Here is an 18,155-nt window from a genome sequence, read left to right as displayed (position 1 = left end):
CGTTTCCCCGGGAACCACATCACACCGATGTGCCCCGTATGCGCACTTCGGAATCATCCGTCGATACGCCCATCGAACAACTTTGCCATGCCCGTCACACCCCGGGCGTATCGTTACGGTTTGACCGACTGGCGATCCGGGTGGCCGGGCGGGTGGCGGGCCGGGGGCGCGGGGGAACGAGAAGAACCAGTGGATGACGTACCGCGTTCCCCAGGTACACGATGGGGAACGGTGTAGGCAGGTCCCTCCGACAGGTAAGGAACAGCGTGGCTTCCGGTTCCGATCGCAATCCGATCATCATTGGCGGCCTTCCGAGTCAGGTTCCTGACTTCGATCCCGAGGAAACGCAGGAGTGGCTCGACTCCCTCGACGCCGCCGTGGACGAGCGTGGCCGGGAGCGGGCCAGGTATCTCATGCTGCGGCTGATCGAACGGGCCCGCGAGAAGCGCGTGGCCGTGCCCGAGATGCGCAGCACGGACTACGTCAACACGATCCCCACCAAGAGCGAGCCGTTCTTCCCCGGCAACGAGGAGATCGAGCGCCGCATCCTCAACGCCACCCGCTGGAACGCGGCCGTGATGGTCTCGCGCGCCCAGCGCCCCGGCATCGGCGTCGGCGGCCACATCGCCACCTTCGCCTCCTCCGCGTCCCTCTACGACGTGGGCTTCAACCACTTCTTCCGGGGCAAGGACGGCGGGGACGGCGGTGACCAGGTCTTCTTCCAGGGCCACGCCTCGCCGGGCATCTACGCCCGCGCGTACCTGCTGGACCGGCTCTCCGAGAACCAGCTCGACGGGTTCCGCCAGGAGCACTCCAAGTTCCCGGACGGGCTGTCCAGCTACCCCCACCCGCGCTCGATGCCGGACTTCTGGGAGTTCCCGACCGTCTCGATGGGCCTCGGCCCGCTCGGCGCGATCTACCAGGCCCGGATGAACCGGTACATGGAGGCGCGCGGCATCGCCGACACCTCGGCCTCGCACGTGTGGGCGTTCCTCGGCGACGGCGAGATGGACGAGCCGGAGTCCCTCGGCCAGCTCTCCATCGCCGCCCGCGAGGGGCTGGACAACCTGACCTTCGTGGTCAACTGCAACCTCCAGCGCCTCGACGGCCCGGTGCGCGGCAACGGCAAGATCATCCAGGAGCTGGAGTCGCAGTTCCGGGGCGCCGGCTGGAACGTGATCAAGCTGGTGTGGGACCGGAGCTGGGACCCGCTGCTGGCCCAGGACCGGGACGGCGTGCTGGTCAACCGGATGAACACCACCCCGGACGGCCAGTTCCAGACGTACGCCACCGAGTCCGGCGCCTACATCCGCGACCACTTCTTCGGTGACGACCACCGGCTGCGCGCCATGGTCGAGAACATGACCGACGACCAGATCCTGCACCTGGGCCGCGGCGGCCACGACCACCGCAAGATCTACGCGGCCTTCAAGGCGGCCAAGGAGCACAAGGGCCAGCCGACGGTCATCCTGGCCAAGACGGTCAAGGGCTGGACGCTGGGCCCCAACTTCGAGGGCCGCAACGCCACCCACCAGATGAAGAAGCTGACGGTCGACGACCTGAAGGGCTTCCGCGACCGGCTGCACCTTCCGATCTCCGACAAGGAGCTGGAGTCCGGCGCCCCGCCGTACTACCACCCCGGCCGGGACTCGGAGGAGATGCAGTACATGCACGACCGGCGCACGTCGCTCGGGGGCTACGTGCCCACCCGCGTGGTGCGCTCCGAGCCGCTCGCCCTGCCCGACGACAAGGCGTACGCGAGTGTGAAGAAGGGGTCGGGCCAGCAGTCCATCGCCACCACCATGGCGTTCGTGCGACTACTGAAGGACCTCATGCGGGACAAGGAGATCGGCAAGCGGTTCGTACTGATCGCGCCGGACGAGTACCGCACCTTCGGCATGGACTCGTTCTTCCCGAGCGCGAAGATCTACAACCCGCTCGGCCAGCAGTACGAGTCGGTGGACCGGGAGCTGCTGCTCGCCTACAAGGAGTCCCCCACCGGCCAGATGCTGCACGACGGCATCTCCGAGGCGGGCTGTACGGCCTCCCTGATCGCGGCCGGCTCGGCCTACGCCACCCACGGCGAGCCGCTGATCCCGGTGTACGTCTTCTACTCGATGTTCGGTTTCCAGCGCACCGGCGACCAGTTCTGGCAGATGGCCGACCAGCTCTCCCGCGGTTTCGTCCTGGGCGCGACCGCCGGCCGCACGACCCTGACCGGCGAGGGCCTCCAGCACGCGGACGGCCACTCCCAGCTCCTCGCCTCCACCAACCCGGCCTGCGTGGCCTACGACCCGGCGTACGGGTACGAGATCGCGCACATCGTCCAGGACGGGCTGCGGCGGATGTACGGCGGGGACGAGGAACACCCGCACGGCGAGGACGTCTTCTACTACCTCACCGTCTACAACGAGCCGATCCGGCATCCGGCCGAGCCGGCCGGCGTGGACGTGGAGGGCATCCTCAAGGGCGTCCACCGGCTGAGGGAGGGCTCCGGCGGGTCGATCCCGGCGCAGATCATGGCGTCCGGTGTCGCGGTGCCGTGGGCGCTGGAGGCGCAGCAGATCCTCGCCGACGAGTGGGACGTCCGGGCGGACGTCTGGTCGGCGACCTCCTGGAGCGAGCTGCGCCGGGAGGCGGTGGCCTGCGAGGAGCACAACATGCTGCACCCCGAGGAGGAGCAGCGGGTGCCGTTCGTGACCCGCAAGCTAGGCGGGGCGGAGGGGCCGTTCGTGGCGGTGTCCGACTGGATGCGGTCGGTGCCGGACCAGATCGCGCGGTGGGTGCCGGGGCCCTACCAGTCGCTCGGCGCGGACGGGTTCGGGTTCGCGGACACGCGCGGGGCCGCTCGGCGGTTCTTCCACATCGACGCGCAGTCGATCGTGGTGGCCGTGCTGACGGAGCTGGCGAAGGAGGGCAAGGTCGACCGGTCCGTGCTGAAGCAGGCGATCGACCGGTACCAGTTGCTCGATGTGAAGGCCGCGGCGCCGGGAGCCGCCGGCGGGGACGCGTAGCGCTGCGCGCGGCTTGAGCGTGGCCGCGCGATCACCGTTCCCGCTTCGGAGATCGCGCGGCTGCGGGCTCGTCGTGGCTTGTCGCGCAGTTCCCCGCGCCCCTGAAAGCCCACCGGTCACCCGGACTCAGATGTGGCCCACTCCCGCGCCTGCCTCGGCGTTCACGCCCCGGCGGGTCAGCAGGGCCACCAGGATGGCGACCGCCGCCACGCCCGCCGCCACCAGGGAGGCGAGGCTCATGCCGGAGATGAAGGTGTCGTGGGCGACGTCGGTGACCTTGGCGATGATCGCCGGGGGCATCTGCTTCGTGACCGGGGCGACGCCCACCTGGACGGCCTGGGACGCCTGGTCGAGCTGAGCGGGGGTCAGCGGGGGCAGGCCCGCGCCGGTCCAGTTGCCCGGCAGGTCGCTGTCGACCTTGGAGGCCATGACGGCGCCCAGGACCGCGGTGCCGAGGCTGCCGCCGATCTGCATGGCCGCCTGCTGGAGACCGCCCGCCACACCGGAGAGGGCCATCGGGGCGTTGCCGACGATGACCTCGGTGGCGCCGACCATGACCGGGGCGAGGCCGAGGCCGAGCAGGGCGAACCAGATCGACATGGTCGCGCTGCCGGTGTCCGCTTCCAGGGTGGACATGCCGTACATGGCGACCGCGGTGAGCGTCATGCCGCCCGCGAGCGGGATGCGCGGGCCCAGCTTGGTGATGGCGAAGCCGGCCAGCGGGGAGCCGACGATCATCATGCCGGTCAGCGGGAGCAGGTGCAGGCCCGCGTCGACCGGGCTGAGACCGTGCACGTTCTGCAGGTAGAAGGTCACGAAGAACAGGCCGCCCATGAAGGCGATGGCCATCATCACCATCAGCACCACGCCCGCCGACAGCGGGACCGAGCGGAACAGGGTGAGCGGGATCAGCGGTTCCGCGACCCGCGTCTCCCACCAGGCGAAGACCACGAAGAGCAGCGCCGAGGCACCGATGAAGCCCCAGGTGCGGCCGTCGCCCCAGCCCCAGGCGGGGGCCTTGATCAGCGCCCAGACCAGGCAGAACATGGCGCCGGACAGCAGCGCGATGCCGGGCAGGTCGAAGGAGCGCGGGGCGTTCTCCGCCCGGTGGTCGAGCAGGATCAACGTGCCGAGGAGCAGGGCGAGCAGGCCGACGGGCACGTTGATGAAGAACACCGACTGCCAGTTGACGTGCTGCACCAGCACACCGCCGAGGATCGGGCCGCCCGCGGTGGAGGCGCCGATGACCATGCCCCAGATGCCGATCGCCATGTTGAGCTTCTCGGCCGGGAAGGTGGCCCGCAGCAGACCGAGCGCGGCCGGCATCAGCAGGGCGCCGAACAGGCCCTGCAGGACCCGGAAGGTGACGACCATCGGGATGCTGTCGGACAGGCCGATGGCGCCGGAGGCCAGCGCGAAGCCGGTCACGCCGATGAGGAAGGTCTGCCGGTGTCCGAAGCGGTCACCGAGCTTGCCCGCGGTGATCAGGGCGACCGCGAGGGCGAGGAAGTAGGCGTTGGTGATCCACTGCACGTCGGAGAAGCTCGCGTGCAGGTCCTTGGCGATGGCCGGGTTGGCGATGGCCACGATGGTGCCGTCCAGGGCCACCATCATGACGCCCACGGCGACGGTGATCAGGGTGAACCAGGGGTGCCCGCGCAGCCCCGAGGAGGGCCGCGGCGACGCATCGGTGGGTGACCCGTCCTCCGGCCCCGTCTTGTCGATGGTGGTCTGACTAGTCATGTAATGAGGCTAGTGACAGCCACTGACAGTTGACAAACGCATTCACAAGTCAGCGCCTGCCATATGACCACTGTTCACCCGACCGCATACTCTGATCAGGAAGGACGTACAGGGAGAGGTCATGGAGACGCTGCGCGAACGCAAGAAGCGGCGTACCCGCGAGGCGCTGGTGCGCGCCGCCCTCGAACTGTTCACCACCCAGGGGTACGAGCGCACGACCGTCGACGAGATCGCCGAGGCCGTCGACGTCTCGCAGCGCACCTTCTTCCGCTACTTCGCGGGCAAGGAGGACGCGGCCTTCGCCGTGCAGGAGATGACGGAGGCCCACTTCGTCGCCGCCGTCCGCGCCCGGCCGCCGCACGAACCGCCGATGGAGGCGCTCAGGCAGGCCGTGCTGGAGGGCTGGGACGACATACGGGAGACCGTGGAGTCGGTCGTACCGGTCGAGCTGTATCTGCGGATGTACCGCATGATCGAGTCCACGCCCGCGCTGCTCGCCGCGCATCTGCGCCGGTCGGCGGCGACCGAGCAGACCATCGCGGGGCTGCTCGCGCAGCGCGAGGGTGTCGACGTGGACGCAGACCCCCGGCCGCGGCTCGCGGTGGCGGTGTTCGCCGGGGTGATCCGGGTCACCGAGCGGCAGTGGAGCACCGGGGACGACTTCAGTCTGGCGGCCATCCGGGGACTCACGGCGGCGTACCTCGATCAGGTGGGCCCGGCGCTGACGGGGAACTGGCGCGCGGCCTGAAATCGTTGGTGGAACGGACGAGATCGTTTAGAAAGATCGTTCGTGTTCCGGCCGTCGGCGCACGAAACGTGATCCCCGCCACTCGATTGACCCGAGACCCTTCCGTTCTCCTAGTGTGTCCTCCCAGTGACTTCCTTCGGCGAATCCCCCCAGCTCAGCGTATGGCGCACCCTGCTCGCCCTGGCCGTCGTGCTCGTGATGCTCGCGACCACCGGCTGGACGGCGCAGCACACCCACCGTGAGTCGACCGCGCTGCGGTCGTCCCTGTCCGCGTGGGTGCGCGACAGCGTGCACGGCAAGCCGTTGCCGGACCCGGCGAAGACCTCCCCGGCGAGGCTGGCCCGCTTCTTCGGCTCGCTCACCCCGTACGACCGCCACGACCTGGCGACCCGCTACCCGCTGGCGGTGGGCAACATGAACGGCGCCCCCGCGTCGCTGCGGTACGAGGCCAACCGGGTGGCGCTGGAGCGGGAGCGGGACGTGGAGTCGCGCCGCGTGCACGACAACCGGCTCAGTACCGCGGGCAAGCAGGACGCGGCCCGCCGGATGCACCGGTACGAGGCGCTGATGCGGCCGGAGCGGCACATCCTCGCCTTCGACCCCGAGGGTTCGGGCCGGATCGCCGAGGTCTTCGGCGACCTGCGCCGGGCCCAGCGGATCTCCGTGGTGGTGCCCGGTGTCGACACCGACCTGCTGACCTTCGAGAAGTCCTACCGCCCCTACAGCGCCCCGGTCGGCATGGCGAAGTCGCTGTACTCCGCCGAGCGGCAGGCCGCGCCCGCGACCCGTACCGCCGTGATCGCCTGGGCCGACTACACCGCGCCCGCCGGGCTCGGGGTGGATGCCGCGACCGCGATGCGGGCGGTGGACGGCGCCGTGCGGCTGAACGCGCTGCTGCGCGGGCTGCCCGGCCGGGCCGAGGTGTCGATGTTCTGCCACAGCTACGGCTCGGTGGTCTGCGGGGTCGCCGCGCCCGGCATGCCCCGCCGGGTCAGCGACATCGCCGTGGCCGCGAGCCCCGGCATGCGCGCGGCCAGCGCCGCCCATCTGAACCGCACCGCGCGGGTCTGGGCGATGCGGGACGCCACCGACTGGGTGCAGGACGTGCCGTATCTGGAGGTCGGCGGGCTCGGGCACGGCGCCGACCCGGTGTCCCGCGCGTTCGGCGCGCGGGTGCTGTCCTCGCGCGACGCGCGGGGCCACGCCGGTTATTTCCAGCCCGGCACGGACAGCCTGCGCAACCTCGCCGAGGTCGGCGTGGGGGCGTACGGCTCGGTGACGTGCGCCCGCGGGGACGCGGCGTGCCGGGCCGGCGTGCCGGACGCGCCCGCCGCGGGACGCGCGTAGAAACAGCAGGAAGTGCGGTCCGCGCGGGTGGCGACGGAGGGACAAGTGCCGCATACGATGAGCCGCATGGGTGACGTACTGGCGGGTTTTCATGCCGTCTGGGAGTTCGACTCAGACTCCGTGCTCATCCGGTACGAACGGGGGATACGCACACCGAAACTCTTCCAGGCGCTCGGTGCACGCCGGGTGCCGCTCGCCGCGCTGGAGGGCGTGAGCCTGGCCGAGGGCAGACGGGGCACCGTCGTGCTGCGCCTCCAGCCGCGCGCCGGAGCCGACCCGCTGCTGGAGGCCGCGGCCGGCCAGCTTCCCGAGGGCCTGGACCCCTACCGGCTGGTCCTGCCGGCCGAGCGGGAGACGCTGGCCGAGTACTACGCCGACGAGCTGAAGTCGGCGCTGACCGGGTCCGGTCCCGCCGACCGGTTCCTGATCGGCGCCCCGGAGGCACCGCTCCGCTTCAAGGCGTACGACGGGAAGGCGTCCTTCGACGGGACCTCGGTGCGTTTTCGCTGGTCGTGGACGGGGGCGTCGTCGGCGAAGTGGAAGGCGGGCGACCAGAGGTTCGCGGTCGCGGACCTCGGCGGGGTGGAGTGGCGCTCACCGGAGGCGTTCGAGGGGTACCTGCGGCTGCTGCCGAACGACCCCGCGGGGGCCGCCGGCCCGGTCCCGCCGGACCAGGACGCGGCGGCCGTCGTCTTCGGGCTCGGCTACGGACCGGTGCACGAGTCGCTGCCGTTCGCTGCGGCCGTCCTCGCGGCGGTGCGGAGGAGAGGCGCCGTACCCGCGGTCCCGGCTGCGGCCCGGCGGGACCCGGCCGACATCGCGGAGCGCATCCGCCACCTGGGCGAGCTGCACCAGTCCGGTCTGGTGACCGACGAGGAGTTCTCCGCGAAGAAGGCCGAGCTGCTGGCGGAGCTGTAGCCGAGCTGTGGGCGCTACTCCTCCCGGCCCGCCGAGGTGAACGTCATGTCGGCGTACCGGTCCCCCGCGACGCGCGCGGCGATCGGCTCCAGCAGGGCCAGTTCTTCCTCGGTGAGGACGAGGTGCGCGGCGCCGGCGTTCTCGGCGACGCGCTCCGCCTTGCGGGTGCCCGGGATCGGCACCACCGCGAGGTCGTGCACCGAGGCCCGCTGGTGCACCCAGGCCAGCGCGATCTGGCCGAGGGTCGCGCCGTGCGCCTCGGCGACCCGGCGCACCGGCTCCAGCAGGGCCGCGTTGGCGGTCGCGTTGTCACCGGTGAAGCGGGGCTGGGAGCGGCGGAAGTCGCCGTCGGTCAGCTCCTTGGCGGCGTCCGTGAAGGCGCCGGTGAGGAAGCCCCGGCCCAGCGGGGAGTAGGGCACCAGGCCGACGCCCAGCTCGCGGGCGGCCGGGACCACCTGCGCCTCGATGTCCCGGCTGAACAGGGACCACTCCGACTGCACGGCGGCGATGGGGTGGACGGCGTGCGCGGTGCGCAGTTCCCCGGCGGTGACCTCGCTCAGCCCCAGGTGCTTGACCTTGCCCTCGCGCACCAGGTCGGCCATGACGCCGACGGTCTCCTCCAGGGGGACGTTCACATCGCGGCGGTGCATGTAATAGAGGTCGATCACGTCGACGTCGAGCCGCTTGAGGCTGTCCTCGACGGCCTGGCGGATGTAGGGGGCGTCGTTGCGGATGATCCGCCTGCTCGGGTCGTCCGGCGGGATGGACAGCGCGAACTTGGTGGCGATGACCACCTCGTCGCGGTGCGCCTTGAAGAAGGGGGCGAGGAACCGCTCGTTCTCCCCGGCGCCGTAGGCGTCCGCGGTGTCGTACAGCGTCACGCCCAGGTCGAAGGCGCGCTCCAGCGCGGCCCGCGACTGCTCGGCGTCGGCCGGCCCGTAGCCGAAGCTCATGCCCATGCAGCCGAGGCCCTGGACGCTGGTCTCCAGGCCGGTCTCGCCCAGGCGTACGGTCGGCAGCGTGCGGTCGGTCATCGGGTGGTCCCCTCCGTGGCGTAAAAACCGATCTTCAGGTCGAGCACGGCGAGCGTGTCGCGCAGCTCGTCGATCCGGGCGAGCACGTCCCGGCGGGTCGACTCCAGCAGCTCGCGCCGCTCGTCGTAGGTGCCTTCGCCCTGCCGCACCAGCTCGGCGTACCGGACCATGTCGGCCACCGGCATGCCGGTGAGCCGCAGCTTGGTGACGAAGACCAGCCAGTCCAGGTCGCGGTTGGTGTAGCGGCGCTGGCCGGTGTGCGAGCGGTCCACGTGCGGCATGAGGCCGATCCGCTCGTACCAGCGCAGGGTGTGCGCGGTCAGTCCGGTGAAGGCGACGACCTCACTGATCGTGTACCGGTCCTGCCCGTCGGGCCGGGGATGGCGCGGCGGGGGACCGGAGCAGATGTCCTGGCCGGTCGCCACCGCTTGCGTGGTCTGCATCACCGTCATGCCCTCAACGCTATGACCTTCGAGCGCACTCCAAGCAAGCGGTATCCGGCAGAAATGGCCAGGACGGGACCCGGAGCCGGAGGCTAGCGTGCCGCGCATGACTCTCGTACGCCGGGCGCTGCCCGGGGACGCGCCGGAAGTGCTGCGCCTGCGCCAGGTGATGCTCGATTCCGTCTCCGGGGGCGGTGACGCGGGGAACTGGCACGGGGAGTCCCTGCCGGCCCTGCGTGCCCGGCTGGCCGACCCGGAAGGGACCTTCGCCGCGTTCGTGGTGGACCACCCGGAGCGGCCGGGGGCGCTGGCGGCGCTCGCGGTGGGGACGGCCGAGTACCGGATCGGGCGCGAGTCCAATCCGCGGGGTGTGGTCGGCTTCGTGTTCAGCGTGGCCACCGATCCCGGTACCCGGCGCCGGGGGTACGCCCGTGCGTGCATGGACGGGCTGCTGGCCTGGTTCCGCGAGCGGGGCGCCCGGCAGATCCAGCTCACCGCCTCCGCCGACGCCCGCCCGCTGTACGAGGCGCTCGGGTTCGAACCCAAGCCGGACCCCTTGATGGAGCTGCGGGTGTGAGCCGCATAGGGTCGCCGGTATGTCGTTGCAGAGCCTGGCGCTGATCGAGAACTGGCCCGTCCCCACCGCCGCCGCGGGGGTGGTGCGGGCCGACGGGACCGTCCTGGGGACGCACGGCCCGGCAGGCCACCGCTTCCCACTGGCCTCGGTGACCAAGCCGCTGGCCGCCTACGCGGCGCTGGTCGCGTACGAGGAGGGTGCCGTCGAGCTGGACGAGCCCGCCGGGCCGCCCGGGGCCACGGTCCGCCATCTGCTGGCGCACACCTCCGGGCTGGCCTTCGACGAGCACCGCACGATGTCGGCGCCCGGCGAGCGGCGGCTGTATTCCAACGCCGGGTTCGAGCAGCTCGGCGACCACATCGCCAAGGCCACCGACATCCCCTTCGCCGAGTATCTGCGCCAGGCGGTGCTGGAGCCGCTGGGCATGACGTCGACCTCGCTGGAGGGCTCGCCCGCCAAGGACGGCGTCTCCACGGTGGCGGACCTGCTGCGCTTCGCGGCGGAACTCCAGGCACCGCGCCTGCTGGACCCCAGGACGGTCGCGGAGGCGATGACCGTGCAGTATCCGGGTACCAAGGGCGTACTACCGGGATACGGGCACCAGAACCCCAACGACTGGGGCCTCGGCTTCGAGATCCGGGGCGCCAAGTCCCCGCACTGGACCGGGAGTTCGTCCTCCCCGCGCACCTTCGGCCACTTCGGCCAGTCCGGCACCTTCCTGTGGACCGACCCGGACGCCCAGGTGGCCGCCGTCGCCCTGGCCGACCGCGCCTTCGGGCCCTGGGCGATCGAGGCGTGGCCGGTGTTCACGGACGCGGTGCTGGCGGAAGTCCGCGGCTGACCTGTCCGCGGCCGGTCTCCGGGGAGGGCTCCCTAGGGGCCCATCTCCCACACCAGCAGCTCCGCCGCCGTCACCCCCACCGCCGCCAGGCCCTCGGCGCCGGTGATCCGGGCCGAGTCGCCGGGGCCCAGCGTCTCCCCCGCGAGCCCGGCCTCGCCGCGCACCACGTGGACGTAGAGGTGCGCGGCGTCCGGCACCGCCGTCCGCTCCCCCGCCGCCAGCCGCCGCACGTGCAGCATCGCGCCCGCTCCGGGCAGGGCGTACGGCGTGGAGTCGGCGATGCCCGGCACCACCTCGTACGACGGCTCACCGCCGGGCTCCAGCGGGGCAAGCCACATCTGCACGAAGGTCAGCGGGACCGTGCCGTCGTTGCGCTCGACGTGCCGGACGCCCGCCGCCGCGCTGAGGTGCTGTACGTCACCGGGGCGGACCACGCTCTCGTGACCGGCCGAGTCCCGGTGGGTCAGCTCGCCCTCCACGACCCAGGTGACGATCTCGGTGTGGCTGTGCGGGTGCTCGTCGAACCCGGCGCCGGGGGCGAGCCGTTCCTCGTTGCAGGCGAGCACGGCGCCGAAGCGCAGGTTGGCGGGGTCGTAGTGCGGCCCGAAGGACAGGGCGTGCCGGGAGTCGATGCCCGCCTCCGGGTCTCCTCCGTGGTAACGCTCAGCGGCGCGCCGTACCTCCATCACGCCCCCACGGTAGTGCGCGCGGCGCCCGTGCCGCAGGCAAGTACCGGCCGGTGCGGAAGAGCGAGACGGACCCGGCGGCACATGCGCGCGTCCCGATAAGGCAGTCTTGTCCACGTGCCCGAACCCGAATCCCACCACAGCGACCCCGCGGTATCCGCCGTCCACCCGCACACCGCGACCCTGCGGCGGCTGGAGAAGTCCTCCGGCAGTCTCGCCGCGCAGGCCATCGCGCGGATGGACGACACCCTGCCGTGGTACCGGGCCATGCCCCCGGAGAACCGGTCCTGGATCGGGCTCGTGGCGCAGGCCGGCATCGCCGCCTTCACCGAGTGGTTCCGGCACCCCGAGGCGCCCCAGGCCATCTCGACCGACGTCTTCGGCACCGCGCCGCGTGAGCTGACCCGCGCGATCACGCTGCGCCAGACCGTGGAGATGGTGCGCACCACCATCGAGGTCATGGAGAGCGCCATCGACGAGGTGGCCGCGCCCGGTGACGAGCGCGTGCTCCGCGAGGCGCTGCTGGTCTACGCCCGCGAGATCGCCTTCGCCACCGCCCAGGTCTACGCCCAGGCCGCCGAGGCACGCGGTGCCTGGGACGCCCGGCTGGAGTCGCTGGTGGTGAACGCGGTGCTCAGCGGGGAGGCCGACGAGGGCGCGGTGAGCCGGGCGGCGGCGCTCGGCTGGAACTCGCCGGACAACGTCTGCGTCGTGCTCGGCACCGCCCCGGACGGGGACAGCGAGCTGACCGTGGAGGCGATCCGGCGGGCCGCCCGGCACGCCAAGCTCCAGGTGCTCACCGGCGTGCTCGGGGACCGCCTGGTGGTGATCGCCGGGGGCAGCTCGGTGCAGCCGCTGAACGTGGCCAGATCACTGATCGGGCCGTTCGCGCCGGGGCCGGTGGTGGCGGGGCCGGTCATGCACGACCTCCAGGCCGCGACCCGGTCCGCGCAGGCCGCCGCGGCCGGACTGAAGGCGTGCACCGCCTGGCAGGACGCGCCCCGGCCGGTGCTGGCGGACGACCTGCTTCCGGAGCGCGCGATCGCGGGCGACCCCAGTGCGCGCGAGCAGTTGGTGGAGGAGATCTACAGACCGCTGGAGGAGGCCGGCTCGGCGCTGCTGGAGACCCTGAGTGTCTACCTGGAGCAGGCGAGCAGTCTGGAGGGCGCGGCGCGGATGCTCTTCGTTCACCCGAACACCGTGCGCTACCGGCTCCGACGTGTGACTGACGTCACGGGCTGGTCGCCCTCCGATGTACGATCCGCCTTCACGTTGCGGATCGCCCTGATCCTGGGGCGGCTCACCGATGGGGAGTTCCAGCCCTAGCCTTTTGTCGGGGGCCCACAAAAGGCTTCCGAGTTATTCGTCCTTGTCCCCACGGGCGGCTTCGGCCGTCTCCAAGAGAGAGTGTGAGAGTGCTCGTACTCGTCGCTCCCGGCCAGGGTGCCCAGACCCCCGGCTTCCTGACCCCCTGGCTCGAACTCCCCGGTGCCGCCGACCGCGTCGCCGCGTGGTCCGACGCCATCGGACTGGACCTCGTCCACTACGGGACGCAAGGAGACGCGGACGCGATCCGCGACACCGCCGTGGCTCAGCCGCTGCTGGTCGCGGCCGGACTGCTGTCCGCCGCGGCACTGGGTGACATCGCGCCGGGCGCGGTGGCGGGCCACAGCGTCGGCGAGATCACCGCCGCCGCCTTCGCGGGCGTGCTGGACGACGTCTCCGCCCTGAACCTGGTGCGCAAGCGGGGGCTGGCCATGGCCGACGCCGCCGCGATCACCGAGACCGGCATGTCGGCGCTGCTCGGCGGCGACCCGGAGGTCTCCGTCGCGCACCTTCAGAAGCTGGGCCTGACCCCGGCCAACATCAACGGCGCCGGCCAGATCGTCGCGGCCGGCACGCTGGAGCAGCTGGCCGCGCTCGCGGAGGACAAGCCGGAGGGCGTCCGCAAGGTCGTCCCGCTGAAGGTGGCCGGCGCCTTCCACACCCGTCACATGGCGCCCGCCGTCGAGACGCTGGCCAAGGCCGCGGCCGAGCTGGCCCCGGCGGACCCGAAACTGACCTACGTCTCCAACAAGGACGGCCGCACGGTCGCCTCCGGCACCGAGGTGCTGGAGCGGCTGGTCGGCCAGGTCGCCAACCCGGTCCGCTGGGACCTGTGCATGGAGACCTTCAAGGAACTGGGCGTCACCGCGCTGATCGAGGTGTGCCCCGGCGGCACGCTGACCGGCCTGGCCAAGCGCGCGCTGCCCGGTGTACGGACGCTCGCCCTGAAGACCCCCGAGGATCTCGACGCGGCGCGCGCGCTCATCGCCGAGACCGCGACTCCTGCCGCTGACGCGGCGGGCGCCTGACAAGGAGTCCATGCCAATGGCGAAGATCAAGCCCAGCAAGGGCGCCCCGTACGCGCGCATCCTCGGGGTCGGCGGCTACCGCCCGACCCGGGTGGTGCCCAACGAGGTGATCCTGGAGACGATCGACTCCTCCGACGAGTGGATCAGGTCCCGCTCCGGGATCGAGACCCGGCACTGGGCGGGCCCGGACGAGACGGTCGCCGCGATGTCGATCGAGGCCGCGGGCAAGGCGATCGCCGACGCGGGCATCGCCGCCGACCGGATCGGCGCCGTGGTGGTCTCCACCGTCTCGCACTTCAGCCAGACCCCGGCCGTGGCCACGGAGATCGCGGACAAGCTGGGCACCGACAAGGCCGCCGCCTTCGACATCTCGGCGGGCTGCGCGGGCTTCGGCTACGGCCTGACCCTCGCCAAGGGCATGGTGGTGGAAGGTTCCGCCGAGTACGTGCTCGTCATCGGCGTGGAGCGGCTCAGCGACCTGACCGACCTGGAGGACCGCGCGACGGCCTTCCTGTTCGGTGACGGCGCGGGCGCGGTCGTGGTCGGCCCGTCCCAGGAGCCCGCCATCGGTCCCACGGTGTGGGGCTCGGAGGGCGACAAGGCCGGCACCATCAAGCAGACCGTCCCCTGGGACCGCTTCCACGCGGGGGACGTCTCCGAACTCCCCCTGGACAGCGCGGGCAACATCAAGTTCCCCGCGATCACGCAGGAGGGCCAGGCGGTGTTCCGCTGGGCCGTGTTCGAGATGGCGAAGGTCGCCCAGCAGGCGCTGGACGCGGCCGGGATCTCCTCGGACGACCTGGACGTCTTCATCCCGCACCAGGCCAATGTGCGGATCATCGACTCGATGGTGAAGACTCTGAAGCTGCCGGAGCACGTCACGGTCGCCCGTGACATCCGCACCACCGGCAACACCTCGGCCGCGTCGATCCCGCTCGCCATGGAGCGGCTTCTGGCGACCGGCGAGGCCAAGAGCGGCGACACGGCGCTCGTCATCGGATTCGGGGCGGGTCTGGTCTACGCCGCCACGGTCGTTACCCTCCCCTAGGCACTCCGTGCCGGGCCGCCCGGTCCGACACGGGGACAAATGCCACCTCATTGTCTGAACATCGAAGAAGGAGAGCGCCTGACATGGCCGCCACCCAGGAAGAGATCGTCGCGGGCCTTGGCGAGATCGTGAACGAGATCGCCGGCATCCCCACCGAGGACGTCAAGCTCGACAAGTCCTTCACGGACGACCTCGACGTCGACTCCCTGTCCATGGTCGAGGTCGTCGTCGCCGCCGAGGAGCGCTTCGACGTGAAGATCCCCGACGAGGACGTCAAGAACCTGAAGACCGTCGGTGACGCCACCGACTACATCCTCAAGCACCAGGCCTGAGTCACCCCTCGGACCTAGCTGCTAGGCCCCGCCACCCGGCGGTGGCGCCGTAGATCCCGCATCTGTTGGAGAAAGAATTCCCGTGAGCCCGACCAATCGCACCGTGGTCGTCACCGGTATCGGCGCAACCACACCGCTGGGTGGCGACGCAGCTTCCACCTGGGAGGCCATGCTGGCCGGCCGGTCCGGCGTCAGCCGCCTCGAGCAGGAGTGGGCGGCCGAGCTGCCGGTCCAGATCGCCGCGCAGATCGCCGTCGAGCCGGGTGAGATCCTCCCCCGGCCGCAGGCCCGCAAGCTGGACCGGTCCGCGCAGTTCGCGCTGATCGCCGCTCAGGAGGCCTGGAAGGACGCCGGTTTCACCGCCAAGGCCGGTGAGGACCAGTCCGTGAACCCCGACCGCCTCGGCGCGGTCATCGCCTCCGGCATCGGTGGCGTGACGACCCTCCTGGACCAGTACGACGTACTGAAGGAGAAGGGCGTACGCCGGGTCTCCCCGCACACCGTGCCCATGCTGATGCCCAACTCCCCGGCGGCCAACGTCGGTATCGAGCTGGGCGCGCGCGCCGGTGTGCACACCCCCGTCTCGGCCTGCGCCTCCGGCGCGGAGGCCATCGGGTACGCGATCGAGATGATCCGCACCGGGCGTGCGGACGTGGTCGTGGCCGGTGGTACCGAGGCCGCCATCCACCCGCTTCCCATCGTCGCCTTCGGCAACATGATGGCGATGTCCAAGAACAACGACGACCCCGAGGGCGCGTCCCGCCCCTACGACTCGGGCCGTGACGGCTTCGTGCTCGGTGAGGGCGCCGGTGTGATCGTGCTGGAGTCCGAGGAGCACGCCAGGGCGCGCGGTGCCCGGGTCTACGCCGAGGCGATCGGCCAGGGCATCTCCGCCGACGCGCACCACATCACGCAGCCGGAGCCCTCGGGCAACGGCATCGCGCAGGCGCTGCAGAACCTGCTGGACTCGACCGACCTGAAGCCGGCGGAGATCGTGCACGTGAACGCGCACGCGACGTCGACCCCCCAGGGCGACGTGGCCGAGATCAAGGCGCTGCGGAAGGTCTTCGGCGACGACGTCGACCACATGGCCATCTCCGCGACCAAGTCGATGACGGGTCACCTGCTGGGCGGGGCGGGCGGCATCGAGACCGTCGCGTCCATCCTGGCTCTGGTGAACCGCACGGCCCCGCCGACGATCAACGTCACCGAGCTGGACGCCGAGGTCAACGCGGACGTCGTCGTGGGCGAGCCGCGCCGGCTCCCCGAGGGCCGGATCGCGGCGCTGAACGACTCGTTCGGCTTCGGCGGTCACAACGTGGTGCTGGCGTTCCGCACCGTCTGACCGCAAGCACCGAGAAAGGCCCCCACCGGTCGGTGGGGGCCTTTGTCGCGTGCAGGTGGTGCGGCGGGCTCAGACCACCTGGTGGAGCCAGCGGACCGGGGCGCCCTCGCCTGCGTGGCGGAAGGTCTCGAGTTCGTCGTCCCAGGGCTTGCCGAGGAGCTTGGAGAGTTCGGCCTCCAGGTCGCTCTCCCCCTGGCGGCTGCGCTGGAGGGCGGCGCGCAGGCGGTCCTCGGGGATGAGGATGTCGCCGTGGATGCCGGTGACGGCGTGGAAGATGCCGAGGTCGGGGGTGCAGCTGTAGCGCTCCCCCTCGGCGGCGGCGGAGGGCTCGGCGGTGACCTCGAAGCGGAGCATCTGCCAGCCGCGCAGCGCGGAGGCGAGCTTGGAGGCGGTGGCCGCCTCGCCCTGCCAGGAGAACTCCGAGCGCCAGGTACCGGGGGCGGCGGGCTGCCTGATCCAGTCCAGGCTGACGCGCGTGCCGAGCACCCCGGCGATGGCCCACTCGACATGCGGGCACAGCGCGCGCGGCGCGGAGTGCACGTACAGAACTCCACGTGTCGTCACCGGAACCTCCGGGCTGAGCGGGACATCTTGCGGGCTGGTCGAGCGGCCATGACGCGACGGCCGCGTTGATGGCGAGGCTACCTTGCGGGGATGCAAGGAGTGTGACGTACCGTCGGTCCCGGTGCCAGGAAACCTTCGCCATTCACCCAGGGGGACGCTTGTACGGGGTGTGCCGTTCCAGCGGGGGCGGACGGGAACCCGCGCACGTTGTGATGGGTGGGCGCACCGGCGGTCGGTGCGCGAAGGAGCGAGGAGACCTGCGGGGATGCGGAAACCAGGCCACCGGGCGCGGGCCGTCGTCGCCGTGCTCACGGCGGCCGTGCTGGCGAGCGGCTGCGACTCCGTCCGGGGCGGTGGCGGGGACGCGGGCGTGTCCCGGCCGTCCGCCAGGCCCTCCCCGGTGTGGAACGCGCACCCGGACTCGATCGCGGCGGTGGGCGACTCCATCACCCGCGGCTTCGACGCCTGCCAGGTGCTCGCGGACTGCCCCGAGGTGTCCTGGGCGACGGGCGCGGACGCCGGTGTGGACAGCCTGGCGGTACGGCTGCTGGGGCGGCAGGGCGCGGCCGAGCGGGGCTGGAACTACGCGGTGACCGGCGCCCGGATGGCCGACCTGCCCGGTCAGCTGGCCGAGGCGGCGCGGCGCCGCCCGGAGCTGGTGACGGTGATGGTGGGCGCCAACGACGCCTGCCGGTCCTCGGTGTCGGCGATGACCCCGGTGGCGGACTTCCGCGCGGACTTCGAGCACGCGATGGCGACCCTGCGCGAGGAACTGCCGCGGACGCAGGTGTACGTGGCGAGCGTGCCGAACCTGCTGCGGCTGTGGTCGCAGGGGCGGGCCGATCCGCTGGGCAAGGAGGTGTGGAAGCTGGGCATCTGCCCCTCCATGCTGCGCGGCGCGGACGACCTGACCGAGGCGGCGACGGTGCGCCGGCAGGAGGTCCAGCACCGGGTGCAGGCGTACAACTCGGTGCTGGCCGAGGTGTGCGCGAAGGACGAGCGCTGCCGCTTCGACGGCAACGCGGTCTTCGACTACCGCTTCGGCACCGGGCAGTTGAGCCAGTGGGACTGGTTCCACCCGAGCCGGGACGGTCAGGCCCGGCTCGCCGAGATCGCGTACCGGACGGTCACGGAGCGCAGACCGTGACCTAAGGTTTCCCA

General features: G+C 71.5%; 17 protein-coding genes. 12 read left to right on the top strand and 5 right to left on the bottom strand.

Features of this window, described 5'->3' with window-relative positions; all coding sequences use genetic code 11:
* Positions 1 to 266: 266 nt before the first annotated feature.
* Complete coding sequence (aceE, locus tag EV284_RS14325) at positions 267 to 3,014, top strand: pyruvate dehydrogenase (acetyl-transferring), homodimeric type (RefSeq protein ID WP_130333919.1); 2,748 nt, start codon at positions 267 to 269, stop codon at positions 3,012 to 3,014.
* Positions 3,015 to 3,140: 126 nt separating this feature from the next.
* Here the strand turns inward: aceE and EV284_RS14320 are convergent, their stop codons facing one another.
* Positions 3,141 to 4,757 (bottom strand): MFS transporter, encoded by a 1,617-nt coding sequence (locus EV284_RS14320; protein WP_130333917.1) that lies wholly within the window; start codon positions 4,755 to 4,757, stop codon positions 3,141 to 3,143.
* Between the two features lie 121 nt (positions 4,758 to 4,878).
* On the opposite strand from EV284_RS14320, the gene EV284_RS14315 reads away from it, so the two are divergent.
* The 3 genes from EV284_RS14315 to EV284_RS14305 all read left to right on the top strand — a co-directional run bounded on the left by EV284_RS14315 (position 4,879) and on the right by EV284_RS14305 (position 7,770).
* Entirely contained in the window at positions 4,879 to 5,505 is a 627-nt protein-coding gene (locus tag EV284_RS14315) for a TetR family transcriptional regulator (protein ID WP_130333915.1), read from the top strand.
* Positions 5,506 to 5,631: 126 nt separating this feature from the next.
* Positions 5,632 to 6,852 (top strand): alpha/beta hydrolase, encoded by a 1,221-nt coding sequence (locus EV284_RS14310; RefSeq protein WP_130333913.1) that lies wholly within the window; start codon positions 5,632 to 5,634, stop codon positions 6,850 to 6,852.
* Positions 6,853 to 6,918: 66 nt separating this feature from the next.
* Positions 6,919 to 7,770, top strand: a complete 852-nt coding sequence (locus EV284_RS14305; RefSeq protein WP_130333911.1) for a DUF4429 domain-containing protein — start codon at positions 6,919 to 6,921, stop codon at positions 7,768 to 7,770.
* Positions 7,771 to 7,784: 14 nt separating this feature from the next.
* Here EV284_RS14305 and EV284_RS14300 read toward each other — a convergent pair whose 3' ends face one another.
* On the bottom strand, positions 7,785 to 8,804 hold the full coding sequence (locus EV284_RS14300; protein WP_130333909.1) for an aldo/keto reductase: 1,020 nt from the start codon (positions 8,802 to 8,804) through the stop codon (positions 7,785 to 7,787).
* Positions 8,801 to 9,256, bottom strand: a complete 456-nt coding sequence (locus EV284_RS14295) for a MerR family transcriptional regulator (protein ID WP_130333907.1) — start codon at positions 9,254 to 9,256, stop codon at positions 8,801 to 8,803. Before EV284_RS14295 ends, EV284_RS14300 begins: the two co-directional genes overlap by 4 nt.
* 97 nt (positions 9,257 to 9,353) lie before the next feature.
* Between EV284_RS14295 and EV284_RS14290 the strand changes: the two genes are divergently transcribed.
* Both EV284_RS14290 and EV284_RS14285 read left to right on the top strand, forming a co-directional pair.
* Entirely contained in the window at positions 9,354 to 9,824 is a 471-nt protein-coding gene (locus EV284_RS14290; RefSeq protein ID WP_130333905.1) for a GNAT family N-acetyltransferase, read from the top strand.
* A gap of 19 nt (positions 9,825 to 9,843) precedes the next feature.
* The gene (locus EV284_RS14285) at positions 9,844 to 10,665 is read left to right on the top strand and encodes a serine hydrolase domain-containing protein (RefSeq protein ID WP_130333903.1); all 822 of its coding nucleotides are present in this window, start codon (positions 9,844 to 9,846) and stop codon (positions 10,663 to 10,665) included.
* 32 nt (positions 10,666 to 10,697) lie between these two features.
* Here the strand turns inward: EV284_RS14285 and EV284_RS14280 are convergent, their stop codons facing one another.
* Entirely contained in the window at positions 10,698 to 11,351 is a 654-nt protein-coding gene (locus EV284_RS14280) for a pirin family protein (protein ID WP_130334725.1), read from the bottom strand.
* A gap of 117 nt (positions 11,352 to 11,468) precedes the next feature.
* Here EV284_RS14280 and EV284_RS14275 point away from each other — a divergent pair, with 117 nt between their 5' ends.
* The 5 genes from EV284_RS14275 (at position 11,469) to fabF (ending at position 16,430) form a co-directional block, all read left to right on the top strand.
* A complete protein-coding gene (locus tag EV284_RS14275) occupies positions 11,469 to 12,677 on the top strand; it encodes a helix-turn-helix domain-containing protein (RefSeq protein ID WP_130333901.1) in 1,209 nt (402 codons plus the stop codon).
* A gap of 89 nt (positions 12,678 to 12,766) precedes the next feature.
* Positions 12,767 to 13,705 (top strand): ACP S-malonyltransferase, encoded by a 939-nt coding sequence (locus EV284_RS14270; protein ID WP_130333899.1) that lies wholly within the window; start codon positions 12,767 to 12,769, stop codon positions 13,703 to 13,705.
* A gap of 16 nt (positions 13,706 to 13,721) precedes the next feature.
* Entirely contained in the window at positions 13,722 to 14,753 is a 1,032-nt protein-coding gene (locus EV284_RS14265; RefSeq protein ID WP_130333897.1) for a ketoacyl-ACP synthase III, read from the top strand.
* An 83-nt stretch (positions 14,754 to 14,836) separates the two neighbouring features.
* Positions 14,837 to 15,085, top strand: a complete 249-nt coding sequence (locus tag EV284_RS14260) for an acyl carrier protein (RefSeq protein WP_130333895.1) — start codon at positions 14,837 to 14,839, stop codon at positions 15,083 to 15,085.
* Between the two features lie 82 nt (positions 15,086 to 15,167).
* The gene (gene fabF / locus EV284_RS14255) at positions 15,168 to 16,430 is read left to right on the top strand and encodes a beta-ketoacyl-ACP synthase II (protein ID WP_130333893.1); all 1,263 of its coding nucleotides are present in this window, start codon (positions 15,168 to 15,170) and stop codon (positions 16,428 to 16,430) included.
* A 69-nt stretch (positions 16,431 to 16,499) separates the two neighbouring features.
* Here the strand turns inward: fabF and EV284_RS14250 are convergent, their stop codons facing one another.
* Positions 16,500 to 16,994 (bottom strand): DUF3145 domain-containing protein, encoded by a 495-nt coding sequence (locus tag EV284_RS14250; protein ID WP_130333891.1) that lies wholly within the window; start codon positions 16,992 to 16,994, stop codon positions 16,500 to 16,502.
* A 265-nt stretch (positions 16,995 to 17,259) separates the two neighbouring features.
* Between EV284_RS14250 and EV284_RS14245 the strand changes: the two genes are divergently transcribed.
* Positions 17,260 to 18,141 carry an SGNH/GDSL hydrolase family protein gene (locus tag EV284_RS14245; RefSeq protein WP_130333889.1) on the top strand — a complete coding sequence of 294 codons (882 nt, stop codon included), beginning with the start codon at positions 17,260 to 17,262 and terminating at the stop codon, positions 18,139 to 18,141.
* The last annotated feature ends 14 nt before the right edge of the window (positions 18,142 to 18,155 follow it).

The sequence above is a fragment of the Streptomyces sp. BK022 genome (genome assembly GCF_004217355.1).
In the GTDB taxonomy this organism is placed as follows: Bacteria; Actinomycetota; Actinomycetes; order Streptomycetales; family Streptomycetaceae; genus Streptomyces; species Streptomyces griseoluteus.
This window is presented reverse-complemented; position numbering and strand designations above follow the sequence as displayed.

Bases quoted from the DNA above. Each gene is read 5' to 3' on its own strand.
- EV284_RS14315 (WP_130333915.1), top strand. From the start codon at position 4,879: ATGGAGACGCTGCGCGAACGCAAGAAGCGGCGTACCCGCGAGGCGCTG.
- EV284_RS14280 (WP_130334725.1), bottom strand. From the start codon at position 11,351: ATGGAGGTACGGCGCGCCGCTGAGCGTTACCACGGAGGAGACCCGGAG.
- EV284_RS14260 (WP_130333895.1), top strand. From the start codon at position 14,837: ATGGCCGCCACCCAGGAAGAGATCGTCGCGGGCCTTGGCGAGATCGTG.
- EV284_RS14265 (WP_130333897.1), top strand. From the start codon at position 13,722: ATGGCGAAGATCAAGCCCAGCAAGGGCGCCCCGTACGCGCGCATCCTC.
- EV284_RS14320 (WP_130333917.1), bottom strand. From the start codon at position 4,757: ATGACTAGTCAGACCACCATCGACAAGACGGGGCCGGAGGACGGGTCA.
- EV284_RS14285 (WP_130333903.1), top strand. From the start codon at position 9,844: ATGTCGTTGCAGAGCCTGGCGCTGATCGAGAACTGGCCCGTCCCCACC.
- EV284_RS14245 (WP_130333889.1), top strand. From the start codon at position 17,260: ATGCGGAAACCAGGCCACCGGGCGCGGGCCGTCGTCGCCGTGCTCACG.
- EV284_RS14295 (WP_130333907.1), bottom strand. From the start codon at position 9,256: ATGACGGTGATGCAGACCACGCAAGCGGTGGCGACCGGCCAGGACATC.
- EV284_RS14290 (WP_130333905.1), top strand. From the start codon at position 9,354: ATGACTCTCGTACGCCGGGCGCTGCCCGGGGACGCGCCGGAAGTGCTG.
- EV284_RS14305 (WP_130333911.1), top strand. From the start codon at position 6,919: ATGGGTGACGTACTGGCGGGTTTTCATGCCGTCTGGGAGTTCGACTCA.
- EV284_RS14300 (WP_130333909.1), bottom strand. From the start codon at position 8,804: ATGACCGACCGCACGCTGCCGACCGTACGCCTGGGCGAGACCGGCCTG.